The sequence below is a fragment of the Kribbella sp. NPDC023972 genome, assembly GCF_040639075.1.
Lineage (GTDB): Bacteria > Actinomycetota > Actinomycetes > Propionibacteriales > Kribbellaceae > Kribbella.
In genome coordinates, this window is sequence record NZ_JBEZZH010000004.1 from 107694 (window position 1) to 128299 (window position 20606).

19 protein-coding genes and 1 riboswitch are annotated in these 20606 nt (G+C 68.9%); of the genes, 4 read left to right on the forward strand and 15 right to left on the reverse strand.

Going from position 1 to position 20606, the window contains the following annotated elements:
- The first annotated feature begins 102 nt into the window (after positions 1-102).
- Positions 103-2046 carry a Xaa-Pro dipeptidyl-peptidase gene (locus AB0F43_RS17570; protein ID WP_360477127.1) on the forward strand — a complete coding sequence of 648 codons (1944 nt, stop codon included), beginning with the start codon at positions 103-105 and terminating at the stop codon, positions 2044-2046.
- Positions 2047-2124: 78 nt separating this feature from the next.
- On the opposite strand, the gene AB0F43_RS17575 is transcribed toward AB0F43_RS17570, so the two are convergent.
- Positions 2125-3051, reverse strand: coding sequence for a helix-turn-helix domain-containing protein (locus AB0F43_RS17575; RefSeq protein WP_360477130.1), 927 nt, complete (start codon positions 3049-3051; stop codon positions 2125-2127).
- Positions 3052-3240: 189 nt separating this feature from the next.
- Here AB0F43_RS17575 and AB0F43_RS17580 point away from each other — a divergent pair, with 189 nt between their 5' ends.
- Positions 3241-3570, forward strand: coding sequence for a PadR family transcriptional regulator (locus AB0F43_RS17580; protein WP_360477133.1), 330 nt, complete (start codon positions 3241-3243; stop codon positions 3568-3570).
- On the forward strand, positions 3567-4766 hold the full coding sequence (locus AB0F43_RS17585) for a hypothetical protein (RefSeq protein WP_360477136.1): 1200 nt from the start codon (positions 3567-3569) through the stop codon (positions 4764-4766). The genes AB0F43_RS17580 and AB0F43_RS17585 overlap by 4 nt, the downstream gene beginning before the upstream one ends.
- A gap of 84 nt (positions 4767-4850) precedes the next feature.
- Here AB0F43_RS17585 and AB0F43_RS17590 read toward each other — a convergent pair whose 3' ends face one another.
- From AB0F43_RS17590 to AB0F43_RS17620, 7 genes are all read right to left on the reverse strand, one after another.
- Positions 4851-5567 (reverse strand): GNAT family N-acetyltransferase, encoded by a 717-nt coding sequence (locus AB0F43_RS17590; RefSeq protein ID WP_360477138.1) that lies wholly within the window; start codon positions 5565-5567, stop codon positions 4851-4853.
- A 15-nt stretch (positions 5568-5582) separates the two neighbouring features.
- The gene (locus AB0F43_RS17595; protein WP_360477141.1) at positions 5583-6563 is read right to left on the reverse strand and encodes an adenylate/guanylate cyclase domain-containing protein; all 981 of its coding nucleotides are present in this window, start codon (positions 6561-6563) and stop codon (positions 5583-5585) included.
- Positions 6553-6951, reverse strand: coding sequence for a cyclic nucleotide-binding domain-containing protein (locus AB0F43_RS17600; RefSeq protein ID WP_360477144.1), 399 nt, complete (start codon positions 6949-6951; stop codon positions 6553-6555). The genes AB0F43_RS17595 and AB0F43_RS17600 overlap by 11 nt, the downstream gene beginning before the upstream one ends.
- A 146-nt stretch (positions 6952-7097) precedes the next feature.
- On the reverse strand, positions 7098-8300 hold the full coding sequence (locus AB0F43_RS17605) for a 3,4-dihydroxy-2-butanone-4-phosphate synthase (RefSeq protein WP_360477146.1): 1203 nt from the start codon (positions 8298-8300) through the stop codon (positions 7098-7100).
- A 188-nt stretch (positions 8301-8488) separates the two neighbouring features.
- The gene (locus AB0F43_RS17610; protein WP_360477149.1) at positions 8489-9838 is read right to left on the reverse strand and encodes a threonine/serine exporter family protein; all 1350 of its coding nucleotides are present in this window, start codon (positions 9836-9838) and stop codon (positions 8489-8491) included.
- Positions 9838-10815, reverse strand: coding sequence for a sugar-binding transcriptional regulator (locus tag AB0F43_RS17615; RefSeq protein ID WP_360477152.1), 978 nt, complete (start codon positions 10813-10815; stop codon positions 9838-9840). Before AB0F43_RS17615 ends, AB0F43_RS17610 begins: the two co-directional genes overlap by 1 nt.
- 35 nt (positions 10816-10850) lie before the next feature.
- The gene (locus AB0F43_RS17620; RefSeq protein WP_360477155.1) at positions 10851-12350 is read right to left on the reverse strand and encodes a DUF4038 domain-containing protein; all 1500 of its coding nucleotides are present in this window, start codon (positions 12348-12350) and stop codon (positions 10851-10853) included.
- A 52-nt stretch (positions 12351-12402) separates the two neighbouring features.
- Positions 12403-12536: riboswitch (FMN riboswitch) on the forward strand.
- A 91-nt stretch (positions 12537-12627) separates the two neighbouring features.
- On the opposite strand from AB0F43_RS17620, the gene ribB reads away from it, so the two are divergent.
- Positions 12628-13248, forward strand: a complete 621-nt coding sequence (gene ribB / locus AB0F43_RS17625) for a 3,4-dihydroxy-2-butanone-4-phosphate synthase (protein WP_360477158.1) — start codon at positions 12628-12630, stop codon at positions 13246-13248.
- Here ribB and AB0F43_RS17630 read toward each other — a convergent pair.
- From AB0F43_RS17630 to AB0F43_RS17660, 7 genes are all read right to left on the reverse strand, one after another.
- Positions 13232-14197 carry a transketolase family protein gene (locus tag AB0F43_RS17630; protein WP_360477161.1) on the reverse strand — a complete coding sequence of 322 codons (966 nt, stop codon included), beginning with the start codon at positions 14195-14197 and terminating at the stop codon, positions 13232-13234. The two genes, ribB and AB0F43_RS17630, sit on opposite strands and share 17 nt — an antisense overlap.
- 118 nt (positions 14198-14315) lie before the next feature.
- Positions 14316-15230, reverse strand: coding sequence for a transketolase (locus tag AB0F43_RS17635; protein WP_360477164.1), 915 nt, complete (start codon positions 15228-15230; stop codon positions 14316-14318).
- On the reverse strand, positions 15227-16222 hold the full coding sequence (locus AB0F43_RS17640) for a sugar phosphate isomerase/epimerase family protein (RefSeq protein WP_360477167.1): 996 nt from the start codon (positions 16220-16222) through the stop codon (positions 15227-15229). The genes AB0F43_RS17635 and AB0F43_RS17640 overlap by 4 nt, the downstream gene beginning before the upstream one ends.
- Positions 16223-16259: 37 nt before the next feature.
- Positions 16260-17156: a carbohydrate ABC transporter permease gene (locus tag AB0F43_RS17645; RefSeq protein WP_360477170.1), complete on the reverse strand. Its 897-nt coding sequence runs from the start codon at positions 17154-17156 to the stop codon at positions 16260-16262.
- 118 nt (positions 17157-17274) lie between these two features.
- Positions 17275-18195 (reverse strand): sugar ABC transporter permease, encoded by a 921-nt coding sequence (locus AB0F43_RS17650; RefSeq protein ID WP_360477173.1) that lies wholly within the window; start codon positions 18193-18195, stop codon positions 17275-17277.
- 131 nt (positions 18196-18326) lie between these two features.
- Positions 18327-19664 carry an extracellular solute-binding protein gene (locus AB0F43_RS17655; protein ID WP_360477176.1) on the reverse strand — a complete coding sequence of 446 codons (1338 nt, stop codon included), beginning with the start codon at positions 19662-19664 and terminating at the stop codon, positions 18327-18329.
- Positions 19661-20560: a nucleoside hydrolase gene (locus tag AB0F43_RS17660; protein WP_360477179.1), complete on the reverse strand. Its 900-nt coding sequence runs from the start codon at positions 20558-20560 to the stop codon at positions 19661-19663. Before AB0F43_RS17660 ends, AB0F43_RS17655 begins: the two co-directional genes overlap by 4 nt.
- Positions 20561-20606 lie beyond the last annotated feature (46 nt).

Consider the following 20606-nt stretch of genomic DNA (forward strand, 5'->3'; position numbering starts at 1 on the left):
CTTATAGGAACTAGTCCACCATTACGCTGTGTGGCGGGGAAGTAGCTGCCAATCTTGGCTGAACCTGGCTTTAGGCCTCCTGAGTGACTAGCCTTCCCAGCCATGACGACCGTCCGCGCCAGGGTGACGATCCTGGTCTCGTCCACCGTGCTCAGCCTGGGGACCGTCACCGGTACCGCTGCGGCTGCCCGGATGCCGGACGACCCCGTCGCACGGGGGGCTTCCGCACCGGTCGCGAGCCCCTCAGTCCCACCGTACGTCGACCCGGCCACCCGCAGGACCCGGCCGATCTACGACTACGCCGACGCGCTCCGCGAGTCCGTGTACGTCGACACCACGATGGACACCGACTCCGACGGCGAGAACGACGTCGTCGCGGTCGACATCGTCCGGCCCCGCGAGACCGACCTGACCGGCCTGCGCATCCCGGTGATCATGGACGCGTCGCCGTACTACTCCTGCTGTGGTCGCGGCAACGAGAGCGAGAAGAAGACCTACGACGAGAACGGCGTCATCCAGAAGATGCCGTTGTACTACGACAACTACTTCGTCCCGCGCGGGTACGCCGTCGTCGGCGTCGACATCGTCGGGACCGGCCGGTCGACCGGCTGTGGTGACGTCGGCGGCAAGGACGAGATCGACTCCGTCGTCGCCGTGATCGACTGGCTTAACGGCCGCAACACCGCGCACACCGCGGACGGCGAGGACGTCGAGGCGACCTGGTCCAGCGGCGCGGTCGGGATGATCGGCAAGTCGTACGACGGGACCCTCGCGAACGGTGTCGCCGCGACCGGCGTCAAGGGACTGAAGACGATCGTGCCGATCTCCGCGATCTCGTCCTGGTACGACTACACCCGCTCCGGCGGCGTGCCCTACTCCGACGACTACCTGCCCTGGCTCGGCGGGTACGTCGGCCACGACTCGGCCGCGTGCGACGCCGTACGGGCTGACCTCGGTGACAACGACGACGACGAGACCGGTGACTACACCGACTTCTGGGCCGAGCGGGACTACCTGAAGAACGCGTCGAACGTGAAGGCGTCCGTCTTCATGACGCACGGGCTGAGCGATTACAACGTCCAGACGAACCACTTCTCGCAGTGGTGGACGGCTCTGGCGAAGAACAACGTTCCGCGCCGGCTGTGGCTGGGGCTCGAGGACCACGTGGATCCGTTCGAGTTCCGCCGGGACAAGTGGGTGGACGAGCTGCACGAGTGGTTCGACTACTGGCTGCAGGGTCTGCAGAACGGCGTCATGAACGAGCCGATGGCGTCGGTCGAGACCGCTCCCGACGTGTGGCGCGACTACAAGACCTGGCCGGCGGTGAACCGCACCGTCCCGGTCCCGCTCGCAGCCGGCAAACTAGGTGCCTCGGGCAAGGGTTCTGTCACGATCACCGATGATCCCGACCTGACCGAGGACGACATCGTCGCCGACCCGTCCGAGGTGATCGCCGGCCGGCAGATGTTCCTGTCCGCGCCACTGCCGGCCCCGATCCGGATCAGCGGTACGCCGTCCGTCACGCTGAAGATCAAGGCCGACTCGGTCACCACGCCGGTCAGCGCACGCCTGATCGAGTACGGCGACGCCCAGAGGTTCTCCGGCATCCGCCGTACCGACGAAGCCACCTGCGAGGGCGAGAGCACCGACTTCGACGACGCCTGCTACTACACGGTCGACAAGCTCACCAGCAGCAGCGATCACGGCATCGTCAGCCGCGGCTGGATCGACGCCGCCCACAGCAAGTCTTCGAGCAAGCCGACCCCGCTCACCCCCGGCAAGTGGTCCACCGTCACCGTCCCTCTCCGCGCCCAGGACCAAGTCATCCCCAAGGGCCGCATCCTCGGTCTCGCCGTCACCTTGAGCGACACCGAATGGACCACCCCCAACGACACCGGCGCCACCATCGACATCGACCTGGCCGGCAGCAAACTCAACCTCCCCGTCACGTCCGGCACCGTCCCCGCCCCGACCAAGATCCAAGCCATCGACGTAGACATCACCACCCCCACCCAACGCCCCGACCTGCACGACCCGAAGAACTGACCGAGCGGAGCCGGTGACGAGGCTGGCGACTCAGGTGAGCCACCAGGCCAGCACCAGGCCGTTGCGACGGATACCGCCCTACCTGCCGTCGGCCACGTAGTGCATGGGGTCCCCGAAGCCGAGGTCGGTGATGCCGGCGGTGTGGAAGGCACCGATCAGCAGCGACCTTCGGTGGGCGGCGAAGGTGAGGACGTGGGCGACCATGCCGCCGTACGTGAAGACGCGGGGTGGTTCGCAGGTCGTGTCGACGAACGACTCGTCGAAGCGCCCCTCGTCGTTCAACTGATTGACCAAGGCAACGAACCGGGAGCCCGCGACCGCATGCCGGTCGCGGAGTTCCGGGATCGGGGTGACCACCTCGCGACCGCACTCCGGCACCTGGAACGGGCGGTCCTCGACCGAGGCCAGCCACATCTCCTCCTGCCAGACCAGGCGATCCAGCAGGTAGCGGATCGAGATGTCGTCGTCGATCCCCTCCACCGACAGTTCGATCGGCCGGTCCAGTGCCGCAGCGTCCAGGCGGGCGCCGCGTTCGATCAGCTCGCCGGTCAACCAGACGTGATGTTCGACCATTCTGACCAGGACATCCATGCCTCGCACCTCTTTCCTGGCCGGCAGGCGCAGGCCCGCCGGCGGCTGAAAATGAACCCCGCTCGGAGCCGACAGGAAGAACACCCGCGACGACTCCCGCCGCCATTCCCGCGGCGACATCCCATACGCCCGTACGAACGCCCGCGTGAACGCCTCGTGCGACCCGTACCCCGCCTCCACCGCAACGTCGAGCACCGCCGAGTCCTCAGCCAGCAGCCGGTACGCCGCCCGCTCCAGCAGCACCCGCCGCCGGAACGCGTACGGCGACTCGCCCGCCACCGCACCGATCACCCGGTCAAAATGAAACCGCGACAGATGCACCCGCCCAGCCAGCGCCGCCCCGGCCACCAGCTCGCCCGGCCCCGCCAGCCCTTCGGCCACCACCGCCACGAACTCCTCGAACAGATCCGCCATGCCCCCTACTGTGCCCGTCCCGGCGACCGCCGGACTTGATCGAAATTGCTGACCTCCGCCGGACGAGCTCGCGTGAGGACGTGAGGCGCTGTGTTGCGTAGTACTCCGCAGTGTGTAGTAGTGTGGTCGGTAGAGCACCGGGAGGGTGGTCTGAGGGGTCCAGCCTCCCGGTGCACCGAGGGAGGTCTGATGGACACCAGCCAGTTGCTCAAGGGTGTGCTGGATCTGGCGGTGCTCGCCGTGCTGCGGGACGCCGACGGGTACGGGTACGACGTACTGCGGCGGCTGCGGGCGGCCGGGCTGGAGGACGTCGCGGACGCGTCGGTGTACGGGACGTTGCGGCGGTTGTTCGCGGCCGGCGCGCTGACGTCGTACGTGCAACCGAGTGAGGAAGGCCCGCACCGCAAGTACTACGGGCTGAACAAGACCGGCCGGGACATGCTGGCTCAGTCGACCAAGACCTGGAACCACTTCGCCGACACGATGTCGGTGCTGCTGCTGGAGAAGGAGGCCGCGTGAACAGCACCCTGACCGGAGCGGTCGCGATCTACCTGGCCCAGGTGCGGGCCGAGCTGAGCGACCTGCCGCCGGGTGAGCTGGAGGACGTGCTGGAGGAGGTCAGCGGTCACCTCACCGAGGTGGCCGCCGAGTTCGAGCAGGAACCCACCACCGCAGCCTTGCAGGAGCGCCTCGGCACGCCGCGGGAGTACGCCGCCGAGCTGCGGACCGCGGCCGGATACCCACCGCGGACCCAGCCGGTCGCGGATCGGGACGCGGGCCGCAAGGCGCTGCGCTGGGGCCTGATCGCGGCCACCGTCGGGCCGTTCTTCGTTGCCATCGGCATCTTCGCCTGGTCGTACGAGGAGACCGTGTTCTTCGGCGTTCTCGGTCTCGCCGTGCTGTTCGGTGCGGCGTATCTCGGGGTCCGCGCACTGCGCGGCAACGATCCGCGGATCGTGCTCGACACCCCGCGCGGTGAGCGCGGCGCGGAAGCGGTCCGCGGCCTGATCGACCAGATCCCGCCGAACGTCCGCCGCGAACTGGTCACCATCGGCCAGCCGGTCTGGTGGGTCGCCCGCGGCGCCATCGGTGGTGGCGGTTTCTTCGCGCTGTTCGGCGCCGGCGCGGTCGCGGTGGTCGGCGCGCTCGCCGGTGCCGCGGTCTCGATCTGGATCGGCCGCCGGACTCAGCAGGACCCACGCTGGCTGTGGTACGTCGTACCACTCAACGTCGTCGCCGCGATCACCGTGCCGGCGTTCCTCGCGGCCGCATACCTGGGCGCGTCGTTCGGGTTCCTGAACAACTACAACGACTACAGCAGCAACCCGGCGGCGTACACCCCGGACGGCCTCGCCCTCAACGGTATGGCGGTGTCGAACATCTACCCGTTCGATGCGCAGGGCAAGCAAGTCAGCGTGCGGCTGTACGACCAGGAGGGCAACCCGATCGCCCTGCCGCGCCAGGACTGCGACACGCACAACGGCCGGGTCGACCCCAACACCACCAGCAACGTCTTCCCGCACAAGATCGTGACACCGGACGAGTACGGCAACGTCGACGGCGAGAACTGCAAGGACTCCGACAAGGCCCCCTTCATCCCGCCACCGGCCCCAGCCACCCAAACCACCCCACCCACCAGCACACCGACGACCACGCCCACCGCCTCGGCAACTACCCGGCCAAGCGTCACCCTGACCGTCCAGCCGACCCGCTAGGTGAACCACCAGCCTGTCGCGCGCTGCCGTACAGGACTTCAGCGTGCCCGCCGAGCATGACCCGGCCCACCACGTAGGTACGTACTAGAGGTGTGCCGCCGCGACGTGGCGGTACGTGTAGCCCAGTCGCCGGTAGACCGCGATGGCGGCGGCGTTGGCGTGGTCGACCATCAGGGCGGCGCGGCCGTGCTGTTTCACCAGTTCGGCGGTGACGAAACCGCAGACCTGGCGGGACAGACCTTTGCCTCGGGCAACAGGTAGAGTCGCGACGCCCGCAAGGAAGCCGACTCCCGGAGCGCTCCACGCGTCCGCGGCGATGCTCAGCAGTTCCCCCTCGTCCCCGGTGGCCGCAGCCCAGCGTCGTACGCCGGGACGCCCGGGCCAGGCGTACGACGACGGCGCGGCCTCGGCGAGTAGTGCCTCGACTCCGGTGTCGCCATCGAGCCAGGCGGCCGTTGTCGGCAGCGTGGGAAGCACGGTCGTGTCCATCCAGCCGAAGGCGGCCGAGAACGACAGGCCGGGCACGCGGTCGGCGAGATCACGGATCAACTGCTCGTCGCCGAACGGGCGGAATTCGCTGCCCACCTCGGCGAAGGCCTGAGCCGCAAGGCGTGCGACCGAATCCACCGGCCCGGCGACCGCGAGCCGATCGCGCTTGGACAGTTCCGGTGCGGCGACGGCCACCGCGGCCCCGTCGTACCAGGCCCGGACACCCGGACGGAACCCCTGCCCGGCCCAGACGATCATCGGATCGCCGGCACTGGCGTCGATCAACTCGGCCGTCGTCAGAACCTCGCGCACACGGGCAATTCTGACTCACTCCGCCCGCTGGACGGCGTACGGGACCAGGTGGTGGTAGCCGCGGACGGAGACTCGGCGGAGGCGTCGCAGCCGGTAGTCGGGATGGCCGTCCAGCGCCGCGGCGAGCTCACGGTCGGCCAGGACGCGGCCGGGTTTGCACTCGGAGGTGAGCCGCGCGGCGAGGTTGACCACCTCGCCGTACACGTCGCCGAGCCGGATCAGGATGGTGCCGTAGGCAAGGCCGATGCGCAGTTCGGGCAGGTCGCCGTCCGCGGCGACGGCGTCCTGCAGCGCGAGGGCGACCGCCGCACCCTCGGCGGCGGTGTCGGTGACGAACAGGACCTCGTCGCCGATCGACTTGATCACCCGGCCGCCGTTCAGCGCGACGACGTCCGCGGCCGTCCCCTCGAACCGTTCGATCAGCTGGCCGAGCTCGACCTCGGTCAGGCGACGGGCCATCCGGGTGTAGCTGACGATGTCGGCGAACCCGACCGCGCGGACGCCGCGGGCGAGCTCGCCGGACCCGGCCACCGCCCGGCCCGCGGCGGCGGCCAGGTGCCGGCGCCAGACGTACGTCTGCAGTCGCTCCATCGCCGGCAGCAGCAGGCCGGCGGTCTCGATCGCCTCGTCTGCGGACAGCTTCGTGTTGCCGAGGAACTCCAGGAACATCGCGGACTGCCAGGACGCCAGCCGGGACTGGGTCTGGCCGAGCTTTCGAGCCAGTGACGACTCGAGCTCGGGGTCGATGAACCCGTCGTCCTCCAGCGCCGCGACCAGGCGCAACGCCTCGACGTCGCCGTCGGTGAACGCGATCTCGTCGTCCGGCACGGTCGCGAAGCCGAGCGCGTGCCACATCCGCTCGGCCCGTGCGATCGAGATCCCGGCCCGCTCCGACACCTGGATCCGGGTGAACTTCCGCTCCCCGCCGAGCAGCGCCTGCTCGAAATCCCGCTGTACGGCGGCCGGGTCGGCCGGCGCCGTGGGGTCAGGAACCACCGCGGCGCTCGGCGATGGTGGCGTCGATGGCGTCCCGGAACGCGGGCAGCCGGCGGGTCAGGTCGTCGAACTTCTCCCGGGTGAAGTGCAGCAGCTGCAGCCGCGACTTCGCCGTCACCGTTGCCGTCCGCAACGTGTTCTTCCGGACCGCCACCTCGCCGGCGATGTCACCCGGGCCGAGCTCGGCGATCTCCTCGCCTTTCACCCGGACCGCCGCCGTACCGCTCAGGATCAGGTACGCCGCGTCCGGCGGGGTCTGCTCGAGGATCAGGGACCAGCCGGCCGGCACGGAGACCTCCTCGCCGGCCCGGAAGATGTCCCTGATGTCCCGTCCGGACAGATCCGCGAACAACGGCAGGTCCCGCGGGGATGTCCTACCCAAAGCCACGTCGATCCTCCGAGCCCGCCGGGCCACCCCGGCGATCAGCCGATGTTTCCAGTCAGTAACTCTAACGGACTCGCCTGATCAGCAGTAACGGCGGGCGACGACGATGGACAGCGAGCCGCGGCTGCCGCTCGACAGCTCGGCGCCCTTCACAGCCAGCGGACCAGGTCGTGGATGTCGATCATCGGCAGCTCCCAGCGCAGCGCGAACTGCTCCAGGTCGGCGGGCCCGGCCATCACGCCGTCCGGCCGCATCACCTCGCAGCACACCCCGACCGGCGCCAGCCCGGCCGCGCGACACAACGCGACTGTCGCCTCGGTGTGGCCGAGCCGCTCGGCCAACAGTCCTGGTCGCGCGGCAAGGGGGAACACGTGACCCGGCCGGAGGAAGTCGGTCGGTACGGCGTCCGGCGACGCCAGCCGGCGAATCGTCGCCGCCCGCTCGGCCGCCGCCACGCCGGTCCCGGTCGCGGAGGCGAGATCGATCGACACATGCATCGCCGTACCCTGCCGGTCGCCCTCGCCCGGCATCGGTGGAATCTCCAGCCGCTCCAGTACGTCGGCCGCAGACGGAATCGTCGTGTGTCCACAGGCGTTCGTGAGCAGGAAGGTCATCGCTTCGGGCCGGAACCGCTCGCCGGCGAAGACGACATCGCCTTCGCTCTCCGCGGTCGGATCCCAGACCACGACACCACCGCCGGCGGCGATTTGCGCGACGACCTTCTGGACGCCGATCTCGCCGCTGAGCTGACCAGCCCACGGCAACCGGCTGACCGCCCTCAGCAGTTCGGGCCCCTGACGGTCACGGGCCATCCGGACGAGCAGGTCGCTCTCCAGGTTGACCCGATCTCCCTCGGCCAGCGTGCCGAGCTTGGTCTTCTCCAGCGTGTTCGGCACCAGGACCACCGAGAACCGGTCCTTCAGTACCTCCGCCACGGTGATGCTGACGCCGTCGATCGCGACCGAGGCCTTGGCCACCAGCTTCGCCAGCAGGCGATCCGGTGGCTTGATCCAGACGCGGCGGCCGGCTGGTTCGGCGGTGACGCGAAGAACCTTGCCGACGCCTTCCACATGGCCCTGGACCAGGTGACCGTCGATCCGGTCGCCGGCGGCGATCGGTAGCTCGACGTTCATCGTCATACCGGCCGCGACGCGGTCCAGCGTCGTACGCCGCCTGGTCTCCTCCGTCACGACCACCCGTACCTCGCCGGCGTCGGCAGGCTCGGCGGTGAACCTGATCCCGTCGAGGCAGACCGCGCCACCCGGCGTGACGGCGATCTCGGACTTGACCCGCAGTACGTCGCCGATGACCTCGGCGACCGTGGCCGTGTGCTCGATTCGTCCTGTGAACATGCTTCGCTCTCCGGCTGTGAGTTCCGGCCAGGGACCTGGTGGTCCGAGCTGAAGCGGGGTATCACCGCATGGCCCCGGTCAGCGCCGGGTCACTCCGCCAACCGGCGGAGCCGACGGGCCCGGGAAGATCCCGACCGTCACACCTTGGAGTCGCACCAGCCGGAAGTAAACCACACCAAGGAGATCAGCTAAGGCAAGGCCGTGCGGCGGCGGCTGCGGCGGGATCCGGTACGCCGTCGTACCGGACGGCGCGGTCCGACCAGGCGGGGCCCGGCGAGGCGATCCTCGAGTCGCCGGGCCTCGCGCCGGATCGGCTGGGCGACGTACTCGCCGAGGATCACCCCCGAGGCGAGGGCGACACCGATGGCGACCGCGGTGGCCAGGCTGACGATGCCGATCAGGTTGCCGAGGCCCATCAGCTCGTAGAGACCCTTGTAGATGGTCAATCCGGGCAGCAGCGGAATGGTGCCGGAGACAACGACCACCAGCGGCGGTACGCCGGTACGACGGCCGAGCGAATAGCCGCCCAGACCGACCACGAAGGCTGCCGCAGCCGTCGACCAGGCCGGCCCGAAGGACGCCCGGGTCATCAGGGTGAACACCAGCGAGCCGAGCGCACCGATCGCCGCGATCGGCAGCAACGCCCGCAGCGGCGCGTACGACGCGTAGGCGAACGCAACCGCCATCAGCGCACCTGAGCCGACCATGATCGGCAGGTTCGCCAGCTGGATCGTCTGCGCCTCGATACCGACGTTCAGACCGAGCTTGATTCCCAGCGTGAGGCCGAGGCTGACACCGGCGATGATCCCGCCGGTCAGCAGCATCGCCTCGAGACTTCGGGCCGCGGCGGTCACGTAGTACCCGGTGATCGCGTCCTGGACGGCACCGGTGAGCGCGATCCCGGCCAGCAGCATGATGATGCCTGCGGCAACGACCAGGGACGGTTTGACCGGCGCGTGCACGGCGTACAGGATCAGCGCGACCGCGGTGGCGACGAAGGCGCCCGCCACCTGCTGGTAGAACGCGGGCAGCCGCTGCCGGTTGAACCACCGGTTGTTCAGGTCGATCACGATCGCGGTGACGACCGCGACCAGCGTGATCAGCCAGCCACCGCCGAGCAGCAGCGTCGCACCACCCGCCATCACCCCCCAGGCCAGTACGGCGCTCCAGCGCGGGTACGGCGGTCCCGCGGAGGTCAATCGAGCCAGCTCGCGACTCGCTTCGTCGCGGGTCACGTCGCCCCGGGCGAGCCGCCGTACCAGCCGATCGACGTCGGTGAGCCGGGAGAAGTCCTGCGAGCGGTAGCGGACCAGGCGGATGTGGGTCTCCGGCGCGACGTCCGGCGCTGCCTGGTACGAGATCGCCATCGACGTGAACGTGATGTCGACCTCGCACCCGCGCAGCCCCCCGGCCGCGGTCACACCGAGGATGGTCGCGGTGGCGTCCGCCGTACCGGCGCCGCTGGACAACAGCACCTCACCGACCCGCAGGGCCAGGTCGAGAGTCCGGTAGACGTCGCGCTGTTCGTCGCGATCCATCAGGCCGTGTCGTCGAGCAGGCGGTTGGCCATTGCCAGGTCGGTGATCAGGATGTTGACCCAGCCACCCAGCAGCGCCGCCCGGATCGCGGAGAACTTCCGTTCACCGCCGGCCACACCGATCCGGCGCGGCACCGCCAGCAGTTCCTTGGCGGTCACCCCGATGACTCGCTGGTCGAACGTGGAGCGCACGTGCTTTCCCTCTTCGTCGAAGAACCGGAAACAGACGTCGCCCACCGCGCCGAGCCGGCGCAGCTCGTCCTGGTCCGCCTCGGCGACCGCGTTCCCACTGCGCTGCAGCAGCGGCGACGGCTCGAGACTGCCGATCCCGACCAGGGCGTCGGTGAGCTGTCCCCAGGTGCCCAGAACGTCCCGCACGGACACGTCGTTCATCATCGCGCGCCGGACCGCGGGCGTCCCGACCAATCCCGGCGCCGGCAGGTAGACCGGCATCCCGCCGGTCAGCTCGGCGAACCGCGCGGTCAGCCGGGTCGCCTGCATCTGCACCGCCGCGTCGCCCAGCCCGCCGACGATCTGCACGACCTTGTCCACCACCGGCACGCTCTTGCGCGGCATCCGGTCGACCGCGCTGATCAGCGTCTCGCTCCAGGACGAGATCCCGATCACGTGCCCGCCGGTGAGCGTCATGTCGATGTACGCCGCCGCACCCGACCCGAGCGCCGGGAGTACGTCGTCCGCCACCCCGAGCGTGTCGACGACCACCGCGTCGCGCAGGCCGTAGCGCCCTTGCAGCTCGTCCTCGAGGTCGCTGTGCACCCCGCTCGGCATGGTCACCACGGTGTGCACGATGCCGACCTCGACGGCCTGCTTGAGCATCCGCGACACGCGCGCCTGGGACAGGTTGAGCTCGGCGGCGATCTTCGGCTGCCGGATGCCCTTCTCGTGGTACATCCGGGCCACCTTCGCCAGCAGCCGCAACTCGTCCAGCCCCGGTTGCCGCACCGCGCGGTTGTTCACCTCGAGACCCCCTGACAGACGATCAGCATGGGACTCTATAGGTCGGCCGCACAGATGTAGACCCGCGGTGCGCCGCCCGGATCGGGGATGAGATCGCGCGGCGAGTCGCGCTTGCCCGTGGCGACCACCGAGCCGTCACGCGGATCGACGATCCGGTAACCGAGCGGAATCGCGTCGTCGAAGACCATGATCGGCCCGCCGTTGTCGCGGTAGGCCACGAACAACCTGCCCGGCACGTTCAGCGCCCGGCCGGTGATCGCCCCGGTCCAGTCCGGTTCCATGTCGGTCGTCGGCAGACCGGCCAGGATCCTCGGCACCAGCCCGACGTACGACGACCCCTCGAACCCGACCGCCTCGCGCCAGCCGGCTCCCGGCGCGGCGAAGTACTCCGACTGACCGGGCTCGTCCGGACGCAGCATCCACTGCCACAGACTGCCCGCGCCGTAGACGACGCCCATCGTCCCGCCCGCGCACAGGTTGCTCCACGCCTCGTGCCCCTGCCACCAGCCGGCCGCCCGGCCCGTCTCCCGGGTGTTCTCGTACGTCGGCTCGCCGTTCGCGACCGCCTTGACCGGCTGATTCCGCCACATGTCCGCGACCCGCTCGGGCACGTGCTCGCCCTGGTGACCGGTCTGGCACCACTGGAAGTCGAGCCAGTCGGCGTCCTGGTGCGCCCGGGCCCGGCTGTGCGGACGGTAGTGGATCCCGGTCGGCTGGTCGTAGCAGTCCGCTGCCTGCACAGCGATCCCGCCCGCCGCGACCTGCGGCTCCTCACCGGACCCATCCCCGCCAACCAGGTAGATCGCCGGCTGGGCGCCGTACCGGGCGACGAGGTAGCGGCAGTACCGCGCGTACTCCTCCGGCGGTACGACGGTGCCGGCGACGTCGAGGCCCTTCCAGCCGAAGCCCTGGAAGACCGGCTGGAGGACCGGGACGATGCCGTGCTCGACCAGGATCCGGAGCAGGTGGTCGAGGTACTGGAAGTACTCGACGTTCAGCTGGTTCAGGTGTCCCTCGGGGAGGTCCTCGAAGCCGACACCGAAGCCCTCGTCCTGGGTGCGGTCACGTGGGCCGACGGCTCGCATGTCGGGCTGCACACTCATCAGCAGGACGGCGTTGAAGCCCTTCGCCTGCCGGTCGGCGGCGTACTCGCGAACCTGGTCGGGCGTCGCCCGCCATGGCAGTGCCCAGGCGGTGTCGGCGGCCATGATCGCCGGCGTACCGTCCGCGTGGACCAGGCTGCGACCACCGGGCGACATCCGCCAGAAGCCGTGGGCGTAGAACGGGTTGGGCTCGTCAGGAGCGGCCGGTCGTACGTCGAGCACACCATGGTCCGATCCGCTGGTCCACTGCCAGCGACCCGGATCCGGCGCGGCGAAGCGCACTCGCCAGGTGTCCCCGCCGTCCCAGAACGCGGGCCGGCGCAACCGGAGACCGCTCTCGTGCTCGAACTCGGCCCACTCCTCGGCGGCGTACGGCTCCTGGTGGCTCCGGGTCAGCTCGAGCTCGTGCTCACGCCAGACTGAGATGGACATGACACTCCAAGGATCGTCGGGACGGATAAACTGATCGGTGAACAGCAAGACCACACGTGCTCTGGGGTCGGTGAAATTCCGAGCCGGCGGTGACAGTCCGCGACCCGTACGTCCGCGAGGACGTCCGGTTGACCCGGTGGAACTCCGGGACCGACGGTGAAAGTCCGGATGGGAAGACGCACGTGGCAGTCTTCGCGGTGCGCTGCCGGCTCGTGAGCCGGACGTGCCCGCGGAGCTTGTCGTTGCCCCGGAGTGCCACGCCGAGAGGACAGCGACCGTGAGCTCCGCAACCACCACCCGCCTGGACACGATCCGGCGCGCCGTCGACGAGATCGCCCTGGGACGGCCGGTCGTGGTCGTCGACGACGAGGACCGGGAGAACGAAGGCGACCTGACCTTCGCCGCGAGCCTGGCCACCCCCGAACTGATGGCCCTGCTGGTTCGGTACACCAGCGGCTACGTCTGCGCGCCGGCCGCGCCGGAGATCCTGGACCGGCTCGAGCTGCCGCTGATGGTGCCGGACAACCAGGACAGCCTGCGGACGGCGTACACGATCTCCGTGGACGCGAGCGCCGGTATCGGGACCGGGATCTCGGCCGCCGACCGGGCCCGGACCGTCCGCGTGCTGGCCGACCCGGCGGCACAGCCCGCGGACCTGATCCGGCCCGGTCACATCCTCCCGCTGCGCGCGGTGGACGGCGGCGTCCGGCAGCGGCCCGGTCACACCGAGGCCACCGTTGAACTCGTCCGGCTGGCCGGACTGCCGCCGGTCGGCGTGATCGGCGAACTGATGAACGACGACGGCACCCTGATGACAGGCCCGGACCTGCGCACCTTCGCCGACACCCACGCCTTCGCGATGGTCTCGATCGCCGACCTGGTCACCTACCTGTCGTGAGCAGCTGCCGGGCGGAGCTCGCGATCCCGTCCGGCGACAGGCCGTAGTGGTCCAGCAGGTAGCCGGCCGACCCCGTGGGCGCGAACTCGGGAATCCCGAGGATCGACACCCGCGCCGGATGGTGCTGGACGACGGTCTCCGCGACCGCGCCGCCGAGGCCGCCGCCGGTCACCGCCTCCTCGGCGGTGACGATGCCGGCCGTCTCCCGCGCGGCTGCGACCACCGCGTCGACGTCCAGCGGTTTCACTGTCGGCATCGACAGCACCCGGGCCGAGATCCCTTCGGTGGCGAGCTGTTCGGCCGCCGCCAGCGCCCGCCACAGCACGGTCCCGTTGCTGATCAGCGTCACGTCGTCCCCGGCCCGGACGGTGATCGCCTTGCCCAGCTGGAACTCGTAGTCGTCGGCGTACACCTTCGGCACGCTCATCCGGCTGACCCGGATGAACACCGGCCCGTCCGACGCGGCCGCCCAGCGGAGCGCGGCCGCGGTCTCGATCGGGTCGGCCGGCACGATCACGGTCATATTGGCGATCGCCCGCAGCCAGGCGATGTCCTCGATCGAGTGGTGGGTCGGGCCGAGTTCGCCGTACGCGACGCCGGGGCTCATCCCGCACAACTTCACGTTGGCGTTCGAGTAGGCGACGTCCGCCTTGATCTGCTCCAGCGCGCGGGCGGTGAGAAAGCAGGACGCGGCCGAGACGAACGGGATCCGGCCGCCGTTGGCCAGCCCGGACGCCACGCCGACCATGTCCTGCTCGGCGATCCCGACGTTGATCAACCGGTCCGGGAACGCCTTGCGGAAGCTGTTCAGCTTGCTCGAACCGACCGAGTCGTTCACCACCCCGACGATGCGGTGGTCCGCGTGCGCGAGCTCGGCCAGCGTCTCGACGTACGCGTCCCGGCAGTCGTACCGCGGCTGGTCCGCAATCGACGTGTGCACGATGGTCATGGGGCCTCCCGGCCTGGACTGAGGAGCGGAGGGAGCGAAGCGACTGGAGCGACGAGGAAAGGCCGGGAGGCAAAGCCCCATGACCCCGCCGGCGCCGAAGGCCCGGCCAAAAGCACAGTCATGCCGGCTCCCTGTCGAATCTGGGTCTGCCCGCGGCCTCCAGCTCGGTGAGCGCCTGCTGGAACTCGGCGGCGTCCGGCACCCGGTGGTGCCAGGCGACGTTGTTGCTCATGAACGAGATCGGGTGGCCCTTGTGGGTGTGGGCGATCACGAAGGTCGGCTTCCCGGGCCGGAACGGTACGGCGGACAGCACGTCGAGCAGCTCGCCATGGTCGTGCCCGTTCACCTCCACCACCGCGAACCCGAACGCCATCGCCTTCTCCGGCAGCGGATCCAGGTCGTTGGTCTCCTTCGTGGTGGCGCCCTGCTGCAGCCGGTTCCGGTCGACGATCACGGTCAGCCGGTCCAGCTGGTACTGCGATGCCGCCATCATCGCCTCCCAGTTGCTGCCCTCCTGCAGCTCACCGTCACCGACCAGCACATAGGTACGGCGCAGCGACACGTCGAGCTTGGCCGACAACGCATGACCGACCGCGACCGGCAGGCCGTGGCCGAGCGGACCGGTGTTGGCCTCGACTCCGGCGACCTTGCGCCGGTTCGGGTGCCCGTTCAGCGCGGACAGGGGTTTGAGGAAGGTCGCGAGCTCCTCGACCGGCAGGAACCCGAAGGCCGCCAGCGTGGTGTAGAGCGCGCCGGCGACATGCCCCTTGCTCAGGATGAAGCGGTCCCGCTCCGGATCGGTCACCGTCTCCGGCGTGATCTCGAGCACCGCGCCGTACAGGGTGGCCAGGATGTCGATCGCGGAGAAGTCACCACCGATGTGGCCGGCGCCGGCGTGGTGGACCAGCTTGAGGTCCTGGATCCGGATCTGCTTGGCCGCCTCGGCGATGTGCGCCACCTGCTCGGCGCGGCTGCTGTGGATCGGCAGCCTCCCCAGCACCGGCATCGTCGTGTGCTCGACCGTCAGACTCATGCGATCTCCGCCATCGAGGTCAGCAGGACCTTCTGGACCAGCTTCTGCGCGGCCAGCGCGTCGTGCGACGCCTGCGCCGCGGCAAGGGCCTCCTCGTCCAGTACGTCGAGGGCGTGGTGGACGGCCTTCAGGAACCGGATCGCCTGCTTGGCGGCCTCGACACTGTCCTCGCGGAACGGGAACTGGTCGAGCTGCCAGACGCCCTCCCAGTTGTTCCTGCGCAGCGTGTGGAAGAACTCGAACGTCTCGACCAAGTGCACCGAGCCGACCACCATGTCGTCGTCCCACCCGCGCAGGTTGTCGTTCACGTCGATCGCGAACAACCGGCCGTAGTCGATCGCCAGCTGGGCGGCGTCGGCCGGGGTCTCCTGCCCGTACAGCGAGTGGCCGAAGTCGAGCAGGATGCCGAGGTTGGGCAGGCCGATCTTCTCGATCCCGAGCAGCGTCCGGGCGACGTTCGGGAAGATGATCTTCACCCGCGGCTCGCGCGGCTTGTACTCGATCACGAAGTTGATGTCCGGGTGCGCGGAGACGAGCTCCTTCAGCCCGTCCAGCGCCAGGTTCCAGATGTCGTGGTAGTTCACCTGGAACGGGTAGTCCCAGCCGTCCTGGCCGGGCCACAGCTTCACGTAGGAACAGCCCAGGTCCTTGGCCAGTTCAGTTGCCTGATGCAACAGCTCCATCGCCTGCTTGCGCACACCCGGGTCCGGGTTGGTGAAGGAGCCCTTGACGAAGTCACGGGTGTAGATCTCCGGAGTGATCGCGATCGCCTTCAGGTTGTTCCGCTCCAGCGCCGCCTTCACCTCGTCGAGTGTTCCGTCGTACCCGGTGAACGGCCAGTTCAGGTCGACCACGGACAGGTCGCCGACGGCGCCGGCCCGGTCGATCTGCTCGAGCAGTCCGACCGGGTCGCCGTACCCGTCGGTGGCGTAACGGTCCTTGTAGGTGGCGAAGTGCCAGATACCGGCACCGAAGGTCGGTAGTTCAGTCATGTCGTCATCTCTTCTGTCGGGGCGGTTCTCTCTACGGTCAGCCCTTGGTCGCGCCGGCCGTGAGGCCGCCGACGATCCAGCGCTGCAGGAGGGTGTAGGCGATCAGGATCGGTACCACGGCGATCAGGATGCCCGCCGCGAGACCGGTGTTGTTGTTGGCGAACTGGCCCTGGAAGTTGAGCAGCCCGACCGGGATCGTCTTGTTGGCGTCGGAGTTCAGCAGGATCAGCGCGAACAGGAACTCGTTCCAGGTCGCCACCGCGTCCAGGATCGCCACCGTGACCAGGGCCGGCGTGGACAGCGGAAGGATGATGGTGAAGAAGACCCGCCAGTCGCCGGCGCCGTCGACCGTGGCCGCCTCGATGATCTCGTCCGGGATCTGCCGGAAGAACGACTGCAGCACCAGCACCTCGAACGGGATACCGAAGGCCAGGTACGGCCCGATCAGCCCGAAGATGCTGTCGGTCGCACCGGCCGAGCGCATCATGATGAAGACCGGGACGATGGTGATGTAGATCGGGATGGTCAGCCCGAGGAACACCGTGAACATCACCGTCCGGCGGAACTTCATCCGCAGCTTGGCCAGCGCGAACCCGAGCATCGCCGAGATCAGCACGCCGAGCGGCACCTTGAGCAACGCCAGCAGTGCGCTGTTGCGATAGGTGGTGGCGAAGTTGCCGATCCCCCACGCGTCCTTGAAGTTCGTCCAGGTGAACTGGTCCGGCCAGGACAGCGGCCCGTTCCCGACGAAGTCCGCCAGCGGCCGGACCGCGGTGATCACCAGCAACGCCAGCGGCGAGATCCAGAACAGCGCGACCACCGTGAGCACCAGCGTGATCACGAGCCCCTTGCGGCCCTTCGACGGCTGACTCACCGGCTCCGTCTCGTTCGGTACGACGGGCGCGTCGACGCGAACGGGTGCGATCGAGGTCATGGGGCCTCCCGGCCTGGACTGAGGAGCGCAGGGAGCGCAGCGACCGGAGCGACGAGGGAAGGCCGGGAGCCAAGGCCCCATGACCACGCCGGCGCCGGAGGCCCGGCCAAAAGCACAGTCACGACGCCTCCTTCGTTTGCGAGCGGACGTACGGGATGCCGACGGCGATCGCGACCAGAGTGATCACCACGGCGATCGCGGTGCCGTAGCCGGCCTGGTAGTACTGGAAGACGTTGGCGTACATCCACGTGCCCATCACCTGCGTCGCCGTACCGGGGCCGCCGTACGTCATCGCGTAGATCATGTCGAAGACCTTGAACGAGTCGATCAGCGACAGCGCCAGCACGATGTAGTGCGCCGGCCGCAGACTCGGCATCGTCACGTGCCAGAACTGTTGCCAGCGGGTCGCACCGTCAACGGTCGCGGCCTCGTAGAGCTCGTTCGGGATCCCCTGCAGCGCGGCCAGATAGAGCAGCATCGGGAAGCCCGTACGCAACCAGATGGCCGGCACCATCACCGCCCACAACGCGGTCGAGTCCTGCCCGAGCCACGGCTGAGCCAGCCCGTCCGGGCCGATCAGCCGCAGGAACGAGTTGATCGCGCCGGCGTCCGGGTTGTAGAGCCAGCCCCAGATCGACGCGATCGAGACCAAGGGGAGCACAGCCGGTGTGTAGAAGATCAGCCGGAGGATCGGCTTGCCGTGCACCCTGCCGTTCAGCGCGATCGCCAACCCGAGCCCGATGATCGTCGGGAACGCGATCGTCACGACGGTCCAGATCAGGTTGTTCCGGACCGCGGTGACGACCACCGGATCGCTCGGCATCTTGGCGTAGTTCTCCAGCCCGACGAAGTTGTACGTCGCGCTGAGCCCGTCCCAGTCGGTCAGGCTGAACCACAGCGAGGACACCGAGGGATACACCAGGAACGCGACGTACACCGCCAGCGCGGGCAGCGCGAACAACCAAGGCGACCACTTGCCACCTCCCTTGACCTTTCCGGCCTTCGTGGATCGGCGCTGTGACAGTGCGACCGAGGTCATGGGGCCTCCCGGCCTGGACTGAGGAGCGCAGGGAGCGCAGCGACTGGAGCGACGAGGGAAGGCCGGGAGCCAAGGCCCCATGACCACGCCGGTGCCGGAGGCCCGGCCAATAGCAGAGCCATGGCTGCGGGTCAGCCCTTCGCCCAGGCGGAGACGACTTGCTGCATCTTCTTCGCCGCCGCCTCCGGCGTCATCGAGCCCTGCAGCAGGTCGCTCTGCACGCTGAAGTACTGGTCGGCCTCCTTCTTCGGGAACGCCTGGTCCTGGATCGTGTAGAACGGGTTCGAGCCGTACTTCTTCGACCACTCGGCCGACAGCGGAAGCGCCTTCGGGTCCGGCTCCGCGCCCTTGACGGTCGACGCCGTCACCTGCAGCACCTTCTGCGTCTCCGGCTTGGCGAGGAAGTCCAGCAGTTCGGCGGCCTTGTCCGCGTTACCCGACTTGGCGTTGACCATGTAGCCCTCGACGAATCCGGAGTGCCGGGCCGGCTGCTGGTCGGTGGGCAGTTCGAAGTTGCCGAAGCCGGCCGGGCTCTTCTTCGCCGACAGGATCGCGACCGATTCCGTCCACGGGCCGATGATCGTGTAGCCGTACTTGCCCTGCACGTAGCCGGGCTCGACGTCGGCCGGATCCATGCCGAGGGCACCGTTCGGGATCCACTTCTTGTCCTGCCACTTCTTGAACAGGGTGAACGCCTCGACCACCTCGGGCCGGTCCCAGCTCTCGTCGCCGACCAGCAGCTTGTCGTGCAACTCCGGGCCGGCGGTGTGCTCGAGCAGGTACTCGAACAGGCGCATGATGTTCCAGCCGTACTTGCCGGCCAGGCCGCAGGGGGTGATCCCGATGGCCAGCAGCTTGTCGTTCGCCTGCTCCAGTTCGGCGTACGTCGTCGGCGTCCGGGCGATCCCGGCCTTGGCGAACAGCGACTTGTTGTACCAGGCGCCGAGCCCGAGCGACATCATCGGCACCCCGGCCTTCATGCCCTCGAACGTCATGCCCTCGATCGCGTTCTGGTCGATCCGGTCGGCCCAGCCGTACTTGTCGTAGTACGGCGACAGGTCGAGCGCCTGCTTGGCCTTCGCGAACGGGCTGCCGATCTGGCCGCCCCAGATCCGCCAGATGTCCGGCCCTTTGCCACCGAGCAGCTGGGTGCGCAACTTGTCCGGGTAGACCGCCGCACCGGATCCGGGCAGGCTCTCGACGGTGGTCGTCGTACCGGCCTGTGCGTCGAACTTCTTCAGCTGCGCCTTGAACAGGCCGATGGTCTCGTCACCCTCGTAGGTGAAGACCCGCAGGTTGTTCGAGGCCGCGGCCGTGGCCCCGCCGCTACCGGAGGTCGACGTACCACCGCCGGTGCAGGCGGACAGACCGACGCCGACCGCGGCGGCGGACGTGAGACCGAGGAACCCCCGGCGGGTGAACCGGCTGCCTGTCATCGACCGGGGCGGTGGGGTGGGGAAGGTATTCACGGAGTGCTCCTTTGGCGGGCAAAACGGCGGATCTTGGCGAACATGTCCTCCAGCAGGAACCGGACGTCCATGTGCTCGCACACGCTGATCGGGTTGTTGGTGCCGGGCAGGTACCAGCCGTCGGTGCCGAATCGTGGCGCCGGCCGGACCCGCATGGCGCCGCTGGTCGGGTAGAGCATCAGGGCGATGGCCGGTGAGTCGCCGAGCGAACGGGACTCGATCGGCTCGGGGTGGTAGGTGGCGTTCCACTCGTGCAGCTGCTCGATCAGGTACTTGCCGAGAGGTCCCGCGTCGCCGATCTTCTCGTCCAGCTCGGCGTAGCTCACCGACACCTTGCTGTAGACGTCGCTCGGCACCTGCCAGACGGTGATGCCGGAGCCGAACACCACGTTGGCGGCGTGGATGTCGTTGGACAGGTTGAACTCGATCCCGGACCAGCCCGGCGCCAGGCCGTCGTACCCCCGCCCGCCGATCCAGATCACGATCACCTCGCGGTGCACGATCTCCGGGTCGAGCAGGATGGCCGAGGCCATGTCGGTCAGCGGGCCGAGGAAGGACACGAACAGCGGGTCACCCTCCGAGGCCAGCTTCGACTCCTCGATGATGAGCCGCGCACCGGGCGAGTCCAGCGGGGTCTGCTCGTCCGGGATCCCGGTCGGCGCGCCGTTCGCGACCGGCACCTGACCGGTCAGGTCGAGCAGATCGAGCAGCAGGTCGATCTCCTCGCGCGACTCCTCCATGCTCCGGTTCGACCGCCGGGTGCCGAAGTGCGCGGGAATCAGCCCCCGAATGTCGAGCGTGGGCGACAACAGCCCGTGCACGATCGCGAACTGGTCGTCGGCCTCGTTCTTTGCGTCCGTGTTGATGATCACCCGGCGTCTACTCGGCTTCGTCACCCTGCGGTCCTCGTTCTCGAATAGATATTCACTAGTGCATAACCTG

What these genes read in the sequence shown, in the direction of transcription:
- AB0F43_RS17570 (WP_360477127.1), top strand. Translation starts at nt 103, where the DNA reads ATGACGACCGTCCGCGCCAGGGTGACGATCCTGGTCTCGTCCACCGTG.
- AB0F43_RS17575 (WP_360477130.1), bottom strand. Translation starts at nt 3,051, where the DNA reads ATGGCGGATCTGTTCGAGGAGTTCGTGGCGGTGGTGGCCGAAGGGCTG.
- AB0F43_RS17580 (WP_360477133.1), top strand. Translation starts at nt 3,241, where the DNA reads ATGGACACCAGCCAGTTGCTCAAGGGTGTGCTGGATCTGGCGGTGCTC.
- AB0F43_RS17605 (WP_360477146.1), bottom strand. Translation starts at nt 8,300, where the DNA reads ATGTTCACAGGACGAATCGAGCACACGGCCACGGTCGCCGAGGTCATC.
- AB0F43_RS17610 (WP_360477149.1), bottom strand. Translation starts at nt 9,838, where the DNA reads ATGGATCGCGACGAACAGCGCGACGTCTACCGGACTCTCGACCTGGCC.
- AB0F43_RS17620 (WP_360477155.1), bottom strand. Translation starts at nt 12,350, where the DNA reads ATGTCCATCTCAGTCTGGCGTGAGCACGAGCTCGAGCTGACCCGGAGC.
- AB0F43_RS17630 (WP_360477161.1), bottom strand. Translation starts at nt 14,197, where the DNA reads ATGACCATCGTGCACACGTCGATTGCGGACCAGCCGCGGTACGACTGC.
- AB0F43_RS17635 (WP_360477164.1), bottom strand. Translation starts at nt 15,230, where the DNA reads ATGAGTCTGACGGTCGAGCACACGACGATGCCGGTGCTGGGGAGGCTG.
- AB0F43_RS17640 (WP_360477167.1), bottom strand. Translation starts at nt 16,222, where the DNA reads ATGACTGAACTACCGACCTTCGGTGCCGGTATCTGGCACTTCGCCACC.
- AB0F43_RS17645 (WP_360477170.1), bottom strand. Translation starts at nt 17,156, where the DNA reads ATGACCTCGATCGCACCCGTTCGCGTCGACGCGCCCGTCGTACCGAAC.
- AB0F43_RS17650 (WP_360477173.1), bottom strand. Translation starts at nt 18,195, where the DNA reads ATGACCTCGGTCGCACTGTCACAGCGCCGATCCACGAAGGCCGGAAAG.